Origin of the sequence: Phycicoccus mangrovi (genome assembly GCF_018729305.1) — a bacterium.
Classification (GTDB): domain Bacteria; phylum Actinomycetota; class Actinomycetes; order Actinomycetales; family Dermatophilaceae; genus Phycicoccus; species Phycicoccus jejuensis.
On record NZ_JAHHWP010000009.1, the window covers coordinates 263,916 to 280,810 of the forward strand.

A 16,895-nucleotide genomic window follows, 5' to 3' on the forward strand; every position below is an offset into this window, starting at 1 on the left:
CGCCCTGCCCACCCGAGGAGCCCGCCGTGCCGTCCCCGGCCTTCGACCCGCTCGCCGTGCAGCGTGCCGACGACGCCCCGCAGATCGACGTCCTCGTCTGGGGCACGGTCTTCCTCGACATCATCATGACCGGCCTCGAGGCGCTGCCCGACGGCGGTCAGGAGGTCTGGGCCACGGGGATGGGCTCGTGCCCCGGCGGCATCGCCAACCTCGCCGTCGCCGCCCGGCGGCTCGGCCTCAACACCTCGCTCGCCGCCGCGTTCGGGGACGACGCCTACGGCGACTTCTGCTGGGAGACCCTCGCGGACGAGGAGGGCGTCGACCTCTCCCGCTCGCGCCGCTTCGAGGGCTGGCACTCGCCGGTCACCGTCTCGATGGCCGTCGCCCGCGACCGCGGGATGGTCAGCCACGGCCACCCGCCGCCCCTCGACGCCACCGCGCTCATCGGCGAGCCGCCGCGCAGCCGCGCCGTCATGGCCGAGCTCGCGCCCGACCGGCTGCTCGTCGACGCCGACGAGCCGACGTGGGTCGAGAAGGCCCGGGCGCAGGGTGCGCTCGTGTTCGCCGACGTCGGCTGGGACCCCAGTGGCACCTGGCCGCGCACCGTGCTCGACCAGCTCGGCACGTGCGACGCGTTCCTGCCCAACGCCGTGGAGGCGATGGCCTACACCCGCACCCGCACGCCGAGCGAGGCGCTCTACGCGCTCGCCGACCTCGTGCCGCTCGCCGTCGTCACCAACGGCGAGGAGGGCGCGCTGGCCATCGACTCGCGCACCGGGGAGGAGGCCGTCGTCCCCGCGCTGCGCGTCGACGCCCTCGACCCCACCGGCGCCGGCGACGTCTTCGGGGCCGCCGTCGTGCTCGGGACGCTCGCGGAATGGCCTCTCCAGCAGCGCATCTCGTTCGCCGCGCTGTGCTCGGCGCTCGCCGTGCAGCACTTCGGCGGCTCGCTCGCCGCCCCCGGCTGGGGCGACATCGCCGACTGGTGGCACCACCTGCGCGACGGTGACGCCACCGACAGCTACCACCGCTCGGTCCGCCGCCGGTACGCGTTCCTCGACGACCTCGTCCAGGACGTCCCCGTCGGCGCCGGACGTCGCGCCACCGCCACCATCGCCCGCCACGTCGACGTCGAGGGATACCCCCGCGGCACCGTCATCCACCGAGGAGCACCCGCATGAGGAGACGACCCACCACCCGCCTGATCGCCGTCGGCGCCCTGGGCGCCCTGGCCCTCACCGCCTGCACCCCCGGGTCGGGCAGCGACGGCACGGGGTCCAGCGCCGCCCCGACCGGGACGGTCAACACCGACCCCGCGTCGCTCGGCCAGGTCACCCTGACCGTCTGGGACCAGGAGGTCCGCGGCGGCCAGGCCGCGCAGATCGAGGAGCTCAACAAGGAGTTCCAGGCGAAGTACCCGAACATCACGCTCAAGCGCGTCTCGCGCTCGTTCGACGACCTCAAGACCACCCTCGGCCTGGCGCTCTCCGGCAACGACGCCCCGGACGTCTTCCAGGCCAACAACGGGCGCCCGGACATGGGCAAGTTCGTCCAGGCGGGGCAGCTCCTGCCGCTCGACCGCTACGCCGACGCCTACGGCTGGACCGACCGCTACCCCGAGTCGGTCCGGAAGTACTCGAGCTACTCGCCCGACGGCAAGACGTTCGGCACCGGCAACCTCTACGGCCTGCCGCAGGTCGGCGAGGTCGTCGGCGTCTACGCGGACAAGGCCGTCCTCGCGAAGGCCGGTGTCTCCGAGGTCCCGACGGACTGGGCCGGCTTCGAGGCGAGCCTCCAGAAGATCAAGGACGCCGGCGAGCAGCCGCTCGTCCTCGGCAACCTCGACAAGTGGCCCGCCATCCACGTCTTCGGCACCGTCCAGGCGCAGACCACGCCGGCCGACCAGATCCGCACCCTCGGCTTCGGCCAGTCCGGCGGCAGCTGGACCACCGCCGAGAACACGAAGGCCGCGCAGACCCTCGTCGACTGGGTCGACAAGGGCTACTTCTCCAAGGACGTCAACGGCCTCGGCTACGACCCCGCCTGGCAGCAGTTCAGCAAGGGCACCGGCGCCTACCTCATCGCCGGCACCTGGCTGCAGGCCGACCTCGGCAAGGCGATGGGCGACGACGTCACCTTCGTCCTGCCGCCGAAGGCCCAGCAGGCGCCCGTCGCGACCGGCGGCACCGGCATCCCGTGGGCGGTCTCGAGCAAGACGAAGAACCCCGACGCGGCCGCGGCCTACATCGACTTCATCACCAACAAGGACGCGATGGGCGTCCTCGCGAAGACCGAGAACCTGCCGGTCGCCGACACCGCCGACCAGAAGGCGCCGAGCGCGATCGGGCAGGACGTCTTCACCGCCTTCGGCACCGCCGTCGACGACGACTCGCTCGTCCCGTACCTCGACTACGCGACGCCGACGATGTCCGACACCCTCGGCGCGGCCCTCCAGGACCTCCTCGCGAAGAAGGCCACGCCCGAGCAGTTCCTCGAGACGGTGCAGAAGGACTACGGCGACTTCGTCGCCCAGAACGGATGAGCGACACCGCGACCGCGGCACCCAGCCGCGCCCGCACCCCCGAGGGGACCCGCCGCCGACGCCGCGGCGGGCCCCCCGGGGAGCCGCGCGCCGTCGGCTGGCTCTACGTCCTGCCGGCGCTCCTCGTCTACGCGGCCTTCCTCCTCTACCCGCTCCTGCGGGCCGTCCAGATCTCGCTCTACGACTGGAACGGCAACACGCTCGCGACCTGGGCGGGCCTCGACAACTACGTCGAGGTCGTCGGCGACCCGGCCCTGCGCGCGTCCTTCGGGCACGCCCTCGTCCTCATCGCCTTCTACGCGCTGCTGCCCCTCGTCGTCGGCCTCGTCCTCGCCGCCGTCCTCGGCCGCGCCAAGGTCCGCGGCCTCGGCTTCTTCCGCACCGTCGTCTTCCTGCCGCAGGTCGTCGCGATGGTCGTCATCGCCGTGGCCTGGCGCCGGATGTACGCGCCCGACGGCAGCATCAACGACCTGCTGTCGGCGATCGGCCTCGACGCCCTGACCCGCGGCTGGCTCGGGGACTACACCGCCGCGCTCCCGGCGGTCGGCCTCATCGGCACGTGGTTCGAGATCGGGCTCGTCACCGTGCTGCTGCTCGCCGGGATGGGGAAGATCCCGACCGAGCTCTACGAGGCCGCCCGGCTCGACGGCGCCGGGGCCGTGCGCGAGTTCTTCGTCGTCACGCTGCCGGCGCTGCGCGGCGAGATCGCGGTCGCCCTGACGCTCACCGTGATCGCGGCGCTGCGCACCTTCGACCTCGTCTACGTGACGACCCGCGGGGGCCCCGGCACGAGCACGTCGGTGCCGTCGTACGAGGTCTACAACCGCGCCTTCCAGCAGGGGCGCGTCGGGTCGGCCGCGGCCATCGCGGTCGTGCTGACCGTCATCATCTTCGCGATCTCGTTCGGCATCACCCGGATCGCGGAGCGGGACCGCTGATGCGCGTCTCCCGCGCCGAGCGCGCCACCAACTACGTCATCCTCGCGGCCTTCGCCGTCTTCGCGCTGTGGCCGATCCTCGGGGTCGTCGTCGCGGCCCTCGGGCCGGACGACGCCGCGGGCGGCACCGTGGGCGCCGGCGTCCTCGGCCTGCACCCCGAGAACTTCGTGACCGCCTGGAACCAGGGCCGGTTCGGCAGCTACCTGCGCACCAGCCTCCTCGTCTCGAGCACGGTCGTCGTCGTCAGCGTCGTGTTCTCGCTGCTCGCCGGCTACGCCCTCGGGACGATGCGCTTCCGCGGGGCGACCGTGCTCTTCTACGTCTTCCTCGTCGGCATCATGATGCCGAGCGAGGCCGTGCTCGTGCCGCTGTACTACGACCTGCGCGCGCTCGGGCTCACCGACACCATCTGGGCGCTGCTGCTGCCGCAGGTCGCGCAGTCCGTGGCGTTCGGCACCTTCTGGATGCGGGCCTGGTTCCGCTCCGCGAACCGGTCGGTCGTCGAGGCCGCGCGGCTCGACGGCGCCTCGACGTGGCGCATCCTCTGGCAGGTGCTCGTGCCGCTCGCCCGGCCGGCGGTCGTCACGCTCACCGTGCTCACCTTCATGTGGACGTGGAACGAGTTCCTCGTCCCCCTCGTCATGGTCGTCTCCGAGTCGCTGCGCACCGCGCCGCTCGGCCTGGCGTTCTTCCAGGGGCAGTACACGCAGGGCTTCACCCTCCTCGCGGCCGGTGCCTGCATCGTCGCGACCCCGGTGGTCGTGCTCTACCTGTTCCTGCAGCGCCACTTCATCGCTGGGATGCTCGAAGGAGCAGTCCGGGAGTAGGGCAGGGGATTCCGCACCACCGACAGGGATTGGGGTCAACGATGACCACGCACGTCAGCAGACCACGCGCGTCCGCGCGGAGGGTGGCGACGCTCGCCACCACCGTCGCGCTCGCGCTCACCGGGGCGGGGGCCGCCGCGGCGACCACGTCCGGTGACCACCACGGCGGAGGGCACTCCTCGCGCCCACCGACCTCGACGACGTCAGCCGGGAAGCCGGTCGACCTCGGGGCGCTGTTCATCGGCGCGCACCCCGACGACGAGGCCGGCTCGCTGTCGGCCTACGGGCAGTGGGGTCACGACAACCACCTGCGCACCGGCGTCGTCACCGTCACGCGCGGCGAGGGCGGCGGCAACGCGGTCGGCCCCGAGGAGGGCCCGCCGCTCGGCCTCCTGCGCGAGAAGGAGGAGCGCTCGGCCGTCGGTCGGGCGGGCATCACCGACATCTTCAACCTCGACGAGGTCGACTTCTACTACACCGTCAGCGACCCGCTGACCCAGGAGGTCTGGGACCACGACGAGGTCCTCGGCAAGGTCGTCCGGGTCATCCGCGAGACCCGCCCCGAGATCCTCTTCACGATGGACCCCGCGCCGTCTCCCGGCAACCACGGCAACCACCAGGAGGCCGCGCGCCTCGCGACCGAGGCCTTCGCGGCCGCGGGCGACCCGACGCGCTACCCGGAGCAGATCCGCACGGAGGGCCTGCGGCCGTTCTCGCCCGACAAGCTGATGATGCGCGGGTCGGCCACCGCCCCGACCGGTGAGCAGTGCATGGCGCAGCTCGCCCCGAAGGACCCGACCCAGACGGTCTACGGCGTGTGGGCCGGCGCCACCTCGCCGGACGGCCGCACCTGGGCCGCCGTCGAGCGCGACGCGCAGCGCCAGTACGCCTCCCAGGGCTGGGCCGGGTTCCCCGACGTGCCGACCGACCCGACGAAGATCGGCTGCGACGTCTTCCGCCAGGTCGACTCGCGCGTGCCGTTCGCCGAGCCGGGCACCGCTGCGGCGCAGCGCTCCTGGTCCGCGCTCGCCGGGTCCACGGTGCACGCACCGGGCACCGTCCCGCTCGGCACCGGCCTGCGGGTCGACACCGACCGCTTCGGGGTCCTGCCCGGCCGGTCCTTCAAGGCCACGGTGTCCGTCACCGCGCCGGGCCGCGCCCTCCCGGGCGCCTCGGTCGCGCTCGACGTCCCCGACGGCTGGACCGTGACCGGCAACCGCTGGGTCGGCACCGTGACGCCCGGGCGCACGGTCACCCGCACGTTCACCGTCACCCCGGCGGGCGACGCCGACGCCGGACAGCGGGCGCGCGTCGCCGCCCGCCTCTCGACGAAGGTCGGGTCCGGTTACTCCGACCGCGTCGTCGAGGTCGTCCCGACCGTCTCGGCGCGTCAGCAGCTGCTGCCGCAGGTCGCCGACTTCGAGCGGTGGGCCCCGGGCAAGGCCGACGAGCCGCAGCTGAGCGGCACCGTCACGCCGGTCCTGCCCATCGCGTCCGGCAGGAGCCGCGAGGTCCGGGTCGACCTGCACAACAACGGGACCCGCCCGGATGCCGGCACGGTGGCCCTCGAGCTGCCCGACGGCTTCTCCGCCGAGCCGGCGAGCGCCGACTACGGGCCGCTGGCGGCAGGGGCGGACGGCAGCGTGACGTTCACCGTCACCAACACCGACGCCTCGCTCCCGACCGCCAACCAGGGCGGCACCCCCGGTGCCGCCGCCGGTGACTACGCCTACCGGATCGTCACGACGACCCGGGCGGGGACCTCGACGGCCGCCGGCGCCCTCGAGATCGTGCCGACGACGACGATCGAGGAGGCCTCCGCCGCCCCGGTGGTCGACGGCAAGGAGTCGCCGGGCGAGTACCCCGGCGAGGCCATCGACATCTCCCGCCTCTGGGAGGGCACGGCCTGCTCCTCGGCCGCCGACTGCTCGGCCACGGCGAAGGTCGCCTGGCACGAGGACACGCTCAACGTCCTCGTGCACGTGACCGACGACGTGCTCGGCACCCGGCTCGACACCGCGGACTGCAAGCGGCACTGGCGCACCGACTCGGTCGAGATCGCGATCGACCCGCGAGGCGACAGCGAGAACACCTCGACGACGTTCAAGGCGGCCGTCCTCCCCGCCACGGCGGAGGGTCCGGCGTGCGGCCTGCGCGACGCCGACAACCACCAGGGCCCGGCGGCCGAGACCGCTCCCGGCATCAAGGTGGCGTCGACGATGGACGAGCCCTACGACGGCTACACCGTCGAGGTGTCCATCCCGATGTCGGAGCTCCCCGGCGCGGTCGACCCCGAGCACCTCGGGCTCGACCTGTTCGTCTACGACTCCGACACCCAGGACAAGACCGGCCAGACCCGCATCGGCTGGTCGACCTGGGGTGGCGTGCAGGGCGACCCGTACCGCTGGGGCGTCGCGACGCTGCCGGGCTACACCCCGCCGGCCGACCGTCCGACCGAGGCGCCGGAGCCGGTCATCCCGCGCACGGCGCTGTCGTCGCTCGACAGCCCGCCGTCGCTGGAGCAGGCGGTGCGCAACGACGTGCCGCTCGCAGGTGGCCCGGCCAGCGCGCCGCAGCGCGCCGGGTGGGTCGAGCGCGTGACGACGTCGAAGGACACCGCGTGGGTTCGCCTGCACGCCAACGCCGCCGGGACGGCGCACATCTACGTCGTCGACGGCCGCGGCACGATCGGGTCCCGCACCGTCAGCATCGGCGGCGCCGGGCACCGGAGCGTCACGGTCGACCTCGACCGGCGGGGCGGGAGCAACACCCGCGTCTACGTCGGCTGGCTCGACCGGGCCGGCGGCACGCTGGCGTCGGTGGCCCGCCCCCGCTGACCCCCTGCCCCGCACCACCCATCGCGGGCTACACCGCAGTAAGTGTCGCCAGAGCAGCACATACTGCGGTGTAGCCCGCACCTGCGTGCGAGGGGCTCCGGAGACGATGGCGGTTGCGACCACCCGGAGGCGCCGGGGTACCGTGGTCGGACCATGAAGCACTGACACCACGCCCTGCTCGCGCCCGAGGCACCGCCCGGCGAGCACGCCCGCACCACCGCGTGGAGTCCCCGTGCCGGCATCCTCCCCCCTCGTCGTCCGCGACCTGTCCTACGCCGTCGACGGCCGCCTCGTCCTCGACGGCGTCACGCTCACCGTCCCGCCCGGCCACCGCGTCGGGCTCGTCGGCGAGAACGGCTCCGGCAAGTCGACGCTCCTCGCCTGCCTCGCCGGCCGGCTCGTCCCGACCTCGGGGTCCGCGAGCGTCCCCCGCGACCTCGGGTTCCTGCCGCAGGACTCCGGGCTCGACCCGTCCGCGACCGTCGGCGCCGTCCTGCGCGCCGCCCTCGCACCGCTGCACCGCCTCGCCGCGGACGTCGAGCGGCTCGCCACGGACCTCGCCACCCGGCCGGACGACACCGCCACGTCGGCCGCGTACGACGACGCCCTGGCCCGGGCCGTCGCCCGCGACGCGTGGGACGCCGACCGCCGGGCCGAGGTGGCGGCGCACGCGCTCGGGCTGGAGCGCATCCCCCACGACCGGCTCGTCGCCTGGACGAGCGGCGGCGAGCGCACCCGCCTCGCCCTCGCGGCGCTGCTCGTGCGCCGTCCGGACGCGCTCCTCCTCGACGAGCCGACCAACCACCTCGACGACGCCGCGCTCGAATTCCTCGAGTCCGAGCTGTCGTCGATGCCGGGAGCCGTGCTCGTCGCGAGCCACGACCGGGTGCTGCTCGAGCGGGCCTGCACCGGCGTCGTCGACCTCGACCCGCGCCACCGCGGCACGGACGGTGTCGGCGGGGCGTCCTGGACCGGCTCCTTCGCCGACTACCGCGCGGCCAAGGCGGCCGCGCGCCGGCGCTGGGAGGAGCAGTGGCTCGAGGAGCGCGAGCTCGTCGCGGACCTGCGCGAGCGGGCCGTGACCCGCGAGGGCGGCGTCGCCCACGGCCGGGGCCCGACCGACAACGACAGGTTCATCCACGCGTTCAAGGGCTCGCGCGTGCAGACCGCCGCCCGCCGCCGGGCCAAGGACGCCGAGCGCAGGCTCGAGCGCATCGTCGCCGACCCCGTGCCGCGGCCGCCCGCGCGGCTGCGGCTGGACGTCGACCTCGGCCGCGGGGGCGCACCGTCCTCGGGCGTGCGGGTCCGCGACCTGCACGTGCCCGGACGCCTCCGGCTCGCGCGGCTGGACGTCGCGGCCGGCGAGCACCTGCTCGTCACCGGGCCCAACGGCTGCGGCAAGTCCACGTTGCTGCGCGCCCTCGCCGACGCCCCGCGGCACCGCGGCGTCGACGTCGGCGGCCGGGTGGCGCGACTCGCGCAGGACACCGCCTTCGACGACCCTCGACGCAGCCCGCAGCAGCTCGTCGCCACCCAGCAGGGCCTCGCCGAGGACGACGCGCGGGCCGTGCTCCTGCCGCTCGGGCTCGTCCACCCGCGCGACGCCGCCCGCCCGGTCGGCGACCTCAGCCTCGGCCAGCAGCGACGGCTCGCCCTCGCCCTCGTCGTCCTGGCCCGCCCGGACGTCCTCCTCCTCGACGAGCCGACGAACCACCTCTCGCTCACCCTCGTCGACGAGCTCGAGGAGGCGGTCGACGTCTCGCCCGCCACCGTGCTCGTCGCCTCGCACGACCGCTGGCTGCGGCGTCGATGGACCGCACGCGAGCTGCCGCTCCCCCCGCGCGGCGACGTACGGTGAGGCGATGAGCCGCCGCCACCGCCAGGACGCCCGATGGCGCGGATGACCCGCAAGGCCGACCTGCCCACCAAGGTCTGCGCGACGTGCGGCCGGCCGTTCGCCTGGCGCAGGAAGTGGGCCCGCGACTGGGACGAGGTGCGCTACTGCTCGGAGGCCTGCCGCCGCAGCCGCCCGAAGGACGACGCATGAGCGCCGGGGCCGGCACGCGGGTGCTGCTCATGAGCGACACCCACCTGCCCAAGCGGGCCAAGGACCTGCCGGCGCCGCTCTGGGACGCCGTCGACGCGGCCGACCTCGTCGTGCACGCCGGAGACTGGGTCGACGAGGCCACGCTCGACGCCCTCGAGGCCCGCAGCGCCCGGCTGCTCGCGTGCTGGGGCAACAACGACGGCCCCGGCCTGCGGGCGCGGCTGCCCGAGGTCGCCCGCGCGAGCATCGAGGGCGTCCGCGTCGCCGTCGTCCACGAGACCGGCCAGAAGCAGCGCCGCGAGGAGCGGATGCGCCTCGAGTACCCCGACGTCGACCTGCTCGTGTTCGGGCACAGCCACATCCCGTGGGACACCGCGCACGACGGCCTCCGGCTGCTCAACCCCGGCTCGCCGACCGACCGCCGGCGCCAGCCGGACTTCACGTGGATGACCCTGCGCCTGGCCGGAGGCGGCGTCCACGACGTGGAGCTCCACCGTCTCCCGCCGCGCACCCCCGCCTGACCGCGCGTCAGCGCAGCGGTCGGCCGCTCGAGGCCCGCGGGATGAGGGTCGGCATCGCCCGCCGGACCCCGCCGCGACCCCCGGGCGACAGCAGCAGGTCGAGGGCCGTCGTCGCGATCTGGTCGAACGGGACGCGCACGGAGGTGATCGGCACCGAGAGGTTGGCGACGACCGGGGTGTCGTTGTATCCGACGAGGGCGAGGTCCTCGCCGACGACCATCCGGCGCCGGTGCGCGACCGCCATCACGCCGAGGGCGAGGTTGTCGTTGGCGGCGAAGACGGCCGTCGGTCGGTCCGGGCCGGCGAACAGCCGCTCCGCGGCGGCGATGCCGTGCTCGGTCCGGTAGCCGTCGCCGACGACCCACCCCTCGGGCACCTCGACGCCCGCCTCCTCCAGGGCCCGCCGCGCCCCGCGGAGCCGGTCACGGGCGCTCGAGGCGAACCCCGGCCCGGTGACGAGCCCGATGCGCTCGTGGCCGAGGTCCAGCAGGTGGCGGGTGGCGAGCCAGCCGCCCATCTCGTCGTCGCCGAGCGAGCTCGGGCTGACGTCGTCGGTCCGGATGACGAGGACGTGCGGGACGCCGGCGGTGCGCAGCCGCTCCGGCAGGTCGTCGTCGAGCCGGACCGAAGCGAGGACGAGCCCCTCGACGGTGCGGTCGAGGAGGGTCTCGACGGCCTCGCGCTCGTCGTCGGGGTCGTCCCCGCTCGTCGTGACGACGGCGAAGAGGCCGCGGGCCCGGGCGGCGCGCTCGATGGCCTCGTAGACCATGGCCATGACGGCGTCGGTCAGCCGGGGCACGACGACGCCGATGGTGCCCGTGCTCCCCCGCCGCAGCGCCGAGGCGACGGTGTTGCGACGGTAGCCCATCCGGTCGGCGACCTCGCGCACCCGCTGGGCGGTCGCGTTGCCGGAGCGAGGGGTGCGCTCGTCGAGGACACGGCTGACCGTCGAGATGCTCACGCCGGCCTCGTCGGCGATGTCGCGCAGGGTGACGACGCGGCCGCGGGCCCCGGCCGCCGGGTCGAGCGCCGTGGCCCCGCGACCTGCGGACGCGACATCTCCCTCGGACATGCCTTGACAGTACCGCGCTGCGGGTGCATCGTTGCAATCGTTCTTGCAAACGTTCCCAGCAACGATTGCACCGTTCGACCGAAAGGGTCACCGATGACTCTCGACCTCCGGGGCCTGGTCCCCGCCCCCGTCACCCCGTTCACTCGCGACGGCGCCGTCGACGAGGCGGCCATCCACCGGCTCGGCGGCTGGCTCGCGTCCGTCGAGGGGGTCAAGGGCCTCGTCGTCCTCGGCCACGCCGGCGAGGGCACGTTCCTCACCCAGGACGAGCAGGCGCAGACCATCCGCGCCTTCCGCGAGGCCGTCGGCGACCGGCTGCCGATCATCGCCGGCATCACCGGCGAGGGCAGCACCGTGGCCGCGCTCGAGGCCCGCCGGGCCGTCGAGGCCGGCGCGTCGGCCGGCCTGGTCTACCCCTCGCACGGCTGGCTCCGCTTCGGCTTCCAGCCCGGGGCGCCGCAGGCCCGCTACCGCGAGATCTTCGAGACCAGCGGCCTGCCGCTCATCCTCTTCCAGTACCCGGACGCCACGAAGGCCAGCTACGACCTCGAGACCCAGATCGACATCGCGGGCCAGGAGGGGGTCTTCGCGACGAAGAACGGCGTGCGCAACATGCGTCGCTGGGACACCGAGATCCCCGCCCTGCGCGCCGCCCACCCGGACCTCCAGGTCCTCACCTGCCACGACGAGTACCTGCTCCACACGATGTTCGACGTCGACGGCGCGCTCGTCGGCTACGGCGGCCTCGCGCCCGAGCCCCTCGTCGAGCTCATCGAGGCCGGCAAGGCACGCGACTACGCGGCGGCCCGCGCCATCCACGACCGGCTGCTGCCCGTGACGCGTACGGTCTACCACCGCGGCTCGCACATGGAGGGGACCGTCGCGCTCAAGGAGGGGCTCGTCGCCCGCGGCATCCTCGAGCACGCGACCGTCCGCTCGCCGCTGCTGCCGCTGGCCGACGGCGCGCACGCCGAGATCGCCGCCGCCCTCTCCAGCGCCGGGCTCACGCGCACCTCCGTGCCGGCCTGACCGCACACCCCACCGGTGGCGGGACGGACCCCCGTCCCGCCACCCTCCCCACCGGCCGCAGTGGCTGAGACACTGCTGCCGGCGCACCACCCGGGTCAACGACGACCGGCGGCCGCGCCGCCAGAGGAGGTCTCGCGATGAGCGAGCGCACCGACATCAGCACCGCCCCGCGCCCGGCGACCGCCCCCGCGGCGCCGGACCCCGACGAGCCGCGGCGCCCGCGGCCCTTCCTCCGGCAGCTCGCCCTCGTCGGCCCGGCGTTCGTCGTCGGGGCCTGGCAGTTCGGGCCGGGCAACCTCACGACGGCCGTCCAGGCCGGCAGCGCCTACGGCTACACCCTCGTCTGGGTCATCGCCGTGTCGACGGTGCTCATGCTCGTCTACACCGACATGAGCGTGCGCCTGGGCATCCGGACGCCCGTCTCGCTCATCACCTCGATCAAGGAGCACCTCGGCCGCCCGGCCGGCTGGGTCGCCGGCGTCGGCGTCTTCTGCATCACGCTGATGTTCTCGGTCGGCAACGCGGTCGGGTCGGGTCTCGGGCTCTCGATGGTCTTCGGCGGCAAGCCCGTGCTCTGGAGCATCCTCGCGACGGTCGCCGTCGCGCTCGTGCTGCTGGCGCGCAACGTCTACTCGGTCGTCGAGCGGATGCTCGTCGCGGTCGTCGCGCTCATGTCGATCGGCTTCGTGACGAGCGCGTTCGTCGCCCGGCCGGACTGGGCGCAGGCCGCCTACGGGCTCGTGCCCGAGCTGCCGGCCGGCAGCACCGTGCTCGTCGTGGCGCTCGTCGGGACGAACTTCTCCATCAACGCGGCCTTCTACACGGCGTACTGCACCCGCGAGCGCCGTCGCCGCGCTTCCGAGTACCGCGACGTCACCGTGGCCGACACCGTGCCCGGCATCGTCGCCCCCGGCATCATGACCGCGCTCGTCATCGTCGTCGCGGCGGCCGTCCTCGGGGCCACCGGCGAGAAGGCGACGACGATCGTCGGCCTCGCCAAGGTCTTCGAGCCGCTCGGCGGGTCGGTGGGCGCGCTGCTCTTCGCCCTCGGGCTCTCGGGCGCCGCGTTCTCGTCGATGGTCGCCAACGCGACGGCCGGCGGGACGATGCTCTCGGACGCCCTGGGCCGCGGCCCGTCGTCGGGGTCGCCGACGGCCAAGGTCGTCACGGGCGCCATCCTCGCCTTCGGCCTCGCGACGACCCTGCTCTTCCAGGGCTCGCCGGTCGAGCTCATCGTCGTCGCGCAGTCGCTGACCGTCCTCGTGGCCCCGGTACTCGGCGCGCTCATCCTCGTCATGAGCAACCGCCGCTCGCTCATGGGCGACCTGCGCAACCGACCGTGGCAGAACGTCGTCGGGGCCATCGGGCTCGTGGCGATCATCGCCACGTCGGTGCGGCTGGCCACGACGCTCCTGTCCTGACCCGCCCTCTGTGGTGACCTCACCTTTTCGGGGTCACCCCGAAATGTCCACGAGACCCCGGCTCGGAGCCGGGGTCTCGTGGACGAACCCGTGTCTCGGGCCGGACGCCCGCCGGCTCAGGCCGGGGCGTCGGCGAAGCGCAGGTAGGGCTTGACCTCGTCGACGTTCTCGAAGCGCTCCCGGGCGTCCTCGGTCGAGATGGTCGGGGCGACGATGACCCGGTCGCCCGGCTGCCACTCGGCCGGCGTCGAGACCGGGGCGGCGTCCGTCTGCTGGAGCGCGTCGAGGGCCCGGAGGATCTCGGTGAAGTTGCGCCCCACCGACTTCGGGTAGGTGATGGTCAGGCGCACCTTGTTGCCGGGGTCGACGAGGAAGACCGACCGCACGGTCGAGGTGTCGCCCTCGCCGGGGTGGATCATGTCGTAGGCCTGCGCGACGGCGCGGTCCTGGTCGGCGATGATCGGGAAGTCGACCGCGACCCCACCGACCTCGGCGATGTCCGGCACCCAGCGGCCGTGGTCCTCGACAGAGTCGACGGAGACGGCGATCGGCTTGGCGTTGCGCGCGGCGAACTCTCCCGCCAGCGCCGCGGTCCGGCCGAGCTCGGTCGTGCAGACGGGCGTGAAGTCGGCCGGGTGGCTGAAGAGCACGGCCCAGGCGCCGTCCTTCCACTCGTGGAAGCTGATCGGGCCGGCCGTCGAGTCGGCGGTGAAGTCGGGGGCGGTGTCGCCGAGGTGGAGGGACATCGATAACTCCTCGTTGGAAGATGGCTACCTCCACGTTATCGATGGAGACCGTGCGACGTCTCACGGTGCCCGCACTCCGGACGCCCAATGCCGGTGGCTCCCGACGCCGGGGTTCCTGCCGGATGCCCCGGCAGCTGCACGCGCACACCGCAACGACCCCGGCGTCGCTAGGGTCGGCGCCGTGCGCACCCTCGCCTCGGAGCGGCTGACGTTGCGGCCCTGGGAGCCCGCCGACGCCGACTTCCTCCTCGACCTCGAGGGCCGCTGGGAGGTCGTCCGGCACCTCGGCGCGGCCCCGTCGACGATGACCTCGCGCGACGAGGCGCTGGCGTCCATCCACCGACGGCGGGCCATCAGCGCGCACCACGTCCACGGCGTCTGGCTCGTCGTGGACCACGACGGGCGCCGGCTCGGCAACCTCCTCCTCAAGCCCGTGCCCCTGAGCACGGGCGAACGGGCGGACCGGCCGCCCGAGGTCGAGGTCGGCTGGCACCTGCACCCCGACGCCTGGGGCCACGGCTACGCCACCGAGGCCGCTCGGACCGTCGTCGACGACGCCTTCGCCCGGGGGCTGACCTGCGTCGTCGCCGTCGTCCACCCCGACAACCTTGCCTCGGCGGCCGTGTGCCGGCGGCTGGGGATGCGCAGCCTCGGCCCGAGCACCAGGTACATGGACACCACCCTCGAGGTCTTCGAGCTCGCCGCTCCCTGAGCGGGAGCCGTCGTCCCCGGGGGCTGTCGTTCACGGCCGATCGGGGCTAGGGTCGCCCGCCATGGACATGCTCGGGGGAGACGACATCGACGCGGCCGCGCTCGCCGACTGGCGCCGGCTGGCCCAGGGGCTGCACGCCCGCTACCTCGTCGACGACTTCGGGGCGGCGGCTCGCTTCGTCGCCACCGTCGCCGAGGCGGGGGACGAGATCGGTCACCACCCGCGCGTGGCGATCGCCCCGGGCGTCGTCGACCTCAAGCTGAGCACCGAGGACGCGATCTACCGCGAGGACGACGGCACCGAGCACGTCGTCGAGTGGATGACGCAGCAGGACGTCGACCTCGCCCGTCGCATCACCGAGGTCGCCGCCGCGCACGGTCTCACCCCCGACCCGGCCGCCGTCAGCGTGCTCGAGCTCGGCCTCGACACCCCCGACTCCGCGCGCGTCGCCCCGGTGTGGGCCGCGCTGCTGACCGGCGACCCCGCGAGCCGCGGCCGGGGCACGCCCGGGGACGAGGTGCGGGACGCCGCCCAGCGCATCCCCAACCTCTGGTTCGACGAACCCGCCGAGGACCGCGCCGGGCAGCGGGTCCACGTCGAGGTCTACGTCGCTCCCGAGGCCGCCGGCCCGCGGATCGCCGCCGCCGTCGCCGCGGGCGCGACGGTCGTCGACGACAGCCAGGCGCCGCAGCTCGTCGTCCTCGCCGACCCGGACGGCAACCGCGGCGTCGTCTGCGCCCCCGGCGCCTGAGCCGGGCGCGCGGCGCCGACCGGCCAACGGCCTCAGGCGCGGGCGGCCGGCTCGTCCTCGACGACCTCGTGCGCGTCACCCGCGCGCCGCTGGCGGTGGACCCCGAGCGCGACGATGACCGCCGCCGACACGACCGAGAAGGCGATGGCCTGCTGCTGGCCGGGGTCGAAGGCCATGAGGCCGATGACGACGACGATGAACCCGATGACGACCATGGTCAGGCCGGGGAACAGCCACATCCGCACCGGCGGCACCTCGTGCGACGCACGCATCCGGCGGCCGAGGACGAGCTGGCTGACGGCGATCGACAGGTAGACGAACAGCGCGATGGCGCCCGACGTCGCGAGCAGGTAGCCGAAGATCTTGTCCGGCAGCACGTAGTTGCCGACGACCGCGAGGAAGCCGAGCACCATCGAGAGCAGGATCGCGACGACGGGCACGCCGCGCGCGTTGACCCGGCCGATGGCCTTCGGCGCGTCACCACGGGCCGCGAGCGAGAAGACCATCCGCGAGGCGGTGTAGAGCGCCGAGTTGAGGCAGGACGCGACGGCGGTGAGGACGACGACGTCCATGATGACCGGCGCTCCCGGGATGCCGATCGCCTCGAGCACCGTCTGGTACGAGCCGTTCTCGAGCCGGTTGTAGGGCACGAGCGAGACGATGACCGCGATCGAGCCGATGTAGAAGATGAAGATCCGCCAGATGACCGAGTTGACGGCCTTGGTGATGCCCTTGGCCGGGTCCGGCGACTCGGCCGCAGCGATGGTGACGATCTCGGTGCCCATGAACGAGAACATCGTCGTGAGCATCGCGGCGATGATGGCGCCCCCGCCGCCCGCGAAGAAGCCGTCCGGCTCCCAGAGCCGTGAGACACCGCTGACCTCCGAGGTCGGCAGCAGGCCGAGGATGGCCAGCACGCCGAGCGCGATGAACGCGATGATCGCGACGACCTTGACGAGCGCGAACCAGAACTCGAACTCGCCGTAGTTGCCGACCGACACGAGGTTGGTCCCGGTGAGCAGGATCGTCACGAGCAGCGCCCAGATCCACTGGTCGAGGCCGACCATCCGGCTGAGGATGTCGGCCGCGGCCGTCGCCTCGACGGGGATGACGAGCACCCAGAACCACCAGTACAGCCACCCGACCGAGAAGCCCGCCCAGCGGCCCAGCGCGCGCTGCGAGTAGACCGAGAACGAGCCGGTGTCGGGATTGGCGGTCGCCATCTCGCCGAGCATCCGCATGACGAGGACGACGAGGCTGCCCGCGAGGGCGTACGAGACGAGCACGGCGGGGCCGGCCTGCTCGATGGCGTTGGCGGAGCCGACGAACAGGCCGGCACCGATCACCCCCGCGATCGAGATCATCGTGATGTGGCGGGGCTTGAGGCTCGTCCCGAGCTGGCTCTGGCCGCTCTGCGAGGTCTGGTCGGGCGTGGTCACCCGGACGTTCCTA

The 16,895-nt window shown here is 73.8% G+C and carries 15 protein-coding genes; 12 read left to right on the forward strand and 3 right to left on the reverse strand.

Features of this window, described 5'->3' with window-relative positions; all coding sequences use genetic code 11:
* Positions 1 to 26 precede the first annotated feature (26 nt).
* The 8 genes from KMZ30_RS08120 to KMZ30_RS08155 all read left to right on the forward strand — a co-directional run bounded on the left by KMZ30_RS08120 (position 27) and on the right by KMZ30_RS08155 (position 9,712).
* Complete coding sequence (locus KMZ30_RS08120; RefSeq protein ID WP_308279806.1) at positions 27 to 1,181, forward strand: PfkB family carbohydrate kinase; 1,155 nt, start codon at positions 27 to 29, stop codon at positions 1,179 to 1,181.
* Complete coding sequence (locus tag KMZ30_RS08125) at positions 1,178 to 2,542, forward strand: extracellular solute-binding protein (RefSeq protein ID WP_215513511.1); 1,365 nt, start codon at positions 1,178 to 1,180, stop codon at positions 2,540 to 2,542. The genes KMZ30_RS08120 and KMZ30_RS08125 overlap by 4 nt, the downstream gene beginning before the upstream one ends.
* The gene (locus tag KMZ30_RS08130) at positions 2,539 to 3,480 is read left to right on the forward strand and encodes a carbohydrate ABC transporter permease (protein WP_215513512.1); all 942 of its coding nucleotides are present in this window, start codon (positions 2,539 to 2,541) and stop codon (positions 3,478 to 3,480) included. Before KMZ30_RS08125 ends, KMZ30_RS08130 begins: the two co-directional genes overlap by 4 nt.
* Positions 3,480 to 4,307, forward strand: coding sequence for a carbohydrate ABC transporter permease (locus KMZ30_RS08135; protein ID WP_030527165.1), 828 nt, complete (start codon positions 3,480 to 3,482; stop codon positions 4,305 to 4,307). The genes KMZ30_RS08130 and KMZ30_RS08135 overlap by 1 nt, the downstream gene beginning before the upstream one ends.
* A gap of 41 nt (positions 4,308 to 4,348) precedes the next feature.
* Positions 4,349 to 7,144 carry a sugar-binding protein gene (locus tag KMZ30_RS08140; protein ID WP_215513513.1) on the forward strand — a complete coding sequence of 932 codons (2,796 nt, stop codon included), beginning with the start codon at positions 4,349 to 4,351 and terminating at the stop codon, positions 7,142 to 7,144.
* Between the two features lie 232 nt (positions 7,145 to 7,376).
* On the forward strand, positions 7,377 to 9,002 hold the full coding sequence (locus tag KMZ30_RS08145) for an ABC-F family ATP-binding cassette domain-containing protein (protein WP_215513514.1): 1,626 nt from the start codon (positions 7,377 to 7,379) through the stop codon (positions 9,000 to 9,002).
* A 33-nt stretch (positions 9,003 to 9,035) separates the two neighbouring features.
* Entirely contained in the window at positions 9,036 to 9,191 is a 156-nt protein-coding gene (locus KMZ30_RS08150; protein WP_215513515.1) for a DUF2256 domain-containing protein, read from the forward strand.
* On the forward strand, positions 9,188 to 9,712 hold the full coding sequence (locus KMZ30_RS08155) for a metallophosphoesterase family protein (RefSeq protein WP_215513516.1): 525 nt from the start codon (positions 9,188 to 9,190) through the stop codon (positions 9,710 to 9,712). The genes KMZ30_RS08150 and KMZ30_RS08155 overlap by 4 nt, the downstream gene beginning before the upstream one ends.
* A 7-nt stretch (positions 9,713 to 9,719) precedes the next feature.
* Here KMZ30_RS08155 and KMZ30_RS08160 read toward each other — a convergent pair whose 3' ends face one another.
* Positions 9,720 to 10,784 carry a LacI family DNA-binding transcriptional regulator gene (locus tag KMZ30_RS08160; RefSeq protein ID WP_215513517.1) on the reverse strand — a complete coding sequence of 355 codons (1,065 nt, stop codon included), beginning with the start codon at positions 10,782 to 10,784 and terminating at the stop codon, positions 9,720 to 9,722.
* Between the two features lie 93 nt (positions 10,785 to 10,877).
* Here KMZ30_RS08160 and KMZ30_RS08165 point away from each other — a divergent pair, with 93 nt between their 5' ends.
* Both KMZ30_RS08165 and KMZ30_RS08170 read left to right on the forward strand, forming a co-directional pair.
* Positions 10,878 to 11,813, forward strand: coding sequence for a dihydrodipicolinate synthase family protein (locus KMZ30_RS08165; RefSeq protein ID WP_215513518.1), 936 nt, complete (start codon positions 10,878 to 10,880; stop codon positions 11,811 to 11,813).
* A 137-nt stretch (positions 11,814 to 11,950) separates the two neighbouring features.
* Complete coding sequence (locus tag KMZ30_RS08170; protein WP_215513519.1) at positions 11,951 to 13,234, forward strand: Nramp family divalent metal transporter; 1,284 nt, start codon at positions 11,951 to 11,953, stop codon at positions 13,232 to 13,234.
* Between the two features lie 116 nt (positions 13,235 to 13,350).
* Here KMZ30_RS08170 and KMZ30_RS08175 read toward each other — a convergent pair whose 3' ends face one another.
* Positions 13,351 to 13,980: a peroxiredoxin gene (locus KMZ30_RS08175; RefSeq protein WP_215513520.1), complete on the reverse strand. Its 630-nt coding sequence runs from the start codon at positions 13,978 to 13,980 to the stop codon at positions 13,351 to 13,353.
* A 181-nt stretch (positions 13,981 to 14,161) separates the two neighbouring features.
* Between KMZ30_RS08175 and KMZ30_RS08180 the strand changes: the two genes are divergently transcribed.
* Both KMZ30_RS08180 and KMZ30_RS08185 read left to right on the forward strand, forming a co-directional pair.
* Positions 14,162 to 14,692 carry a GNAT family N-acetyltransferase gene (locus KMZ30_RS08180; protein ID WP_215513521.1) on the forward strand — a complete coding sequence of 177 codons (531 nt, stop codon included), beginning with the start codon at positions 14,162 to 14,164 and terminating at the stop codon, positions 14,690 to 14,692.
* Between the two features lie 61 nt (positions 14,693 to 14,753).
* Positions 14,754 to 15,443 carry a VOC family protein gene (locus tag KMZ30_RS08185; protein ID WP_215513522.1) on the forward strand — a complete coding sequence of 230 codons (690 nt, stop codon included), beginning with the start codon at positions 14,754 to 14,756 and terminating at the stop codon, positions 15,441 to 15,443.
* 32 nt (positions 15,444 to 15,475) lie between these two features.
* Here the strand turns inward: KMZ30_RS08185 and KMZ30_RS08190 are convergent, their stop codons facing one another.
* Positions 15,476 to 16,882 (reverse strand): amino acid permease, encoded by a 1,407-nt coding sequence (locus KMZ30_RS08190; RefSeq protein WP_308279807.1) that lies wholly within the window; start codon positions 16,880 to 16,882, stop codon positions 15,476 to 15,478.
* Positions 16,883 to 16,895: the final 13 nt, after the last annotated feature.

Coding starts and splice junctions, on each gene's coding strand:
- KMZ30_RS08165 (WP_215513518.1), top strand. CDS start 10,878: ATGACTCTCGACCTCCGGGGCCTGGTCCCCGCCCCCGTCACCCCGTTC.
- KMZ30_RS08160 (WP_215513517.1), bottom strand. CDS start 10,784: ATGTCCGAGGGAGATGTCGCGTCCGCAGGTCGCGGGGCCACGGCGCTC.
- KMZ30_RS08125 (WP_215513511.1), top strand. CDS start 1,178: ATGAGGAGACGACCCACCACCCGCCTGATCGCCGTCGGCGCCCTGGGC.
- KMZ30_RS08175 (WP_215513520.1), bottom strand. CDS start 13,980: ATGTCCCTCCACCTCGGCGACACCGCCCCCGACTTCACCGCCGACTCG.
- KMZ30_RS08130 (WP_215513512.1), top strand. CDS start 2,539: ATGAGCGACACCGCGACCGCGGCACCCAGCCGCGCCCGCACCCCCGAG.
- KMZ30_RS08140 (WP_215513513.1), top strand. CDS start 4,349: ATGACCACGCACGTCAGCAGACCACGCGCGTCCGCGCGGAGGGTGGCG.
- KMZ30_RS08185 (WP_215513522.1), top strand. CDS start 14,754: ATGGACATGCTCGGGGGAGACGACATCGACGCGGCCGCGCTCGCCGAC.
- KMZ30_RS08135 (WP_030527165.1), top strand. CDS start 3,480: ATGCGCGTCTCCCGCGCCGAGCGCGCCACCAACTACGTCATCCTCGCG.
- KMZ30_RS08155 (WP_215513516.1), top strand. CDS start 9,188: ATGAGCGCCGGGGCCGGCACGCGGGTGCTGCTCATGAGCGACACCCAC.
- KMZ30_RS08170 (WP_215513519.1), top strand. CDS start 11,951: ATGAGCGAGCGCACCGACATCAGCACCGCCCCGCGCCCGGCGACCGCC.
- KMZ30_RS08150 (WP_215513515.1), top strand. CDS start 9,036: ATGGCGCGGATGACCCGCAAGGCCGACCTGCCCACCAAGGTCTGCGCG.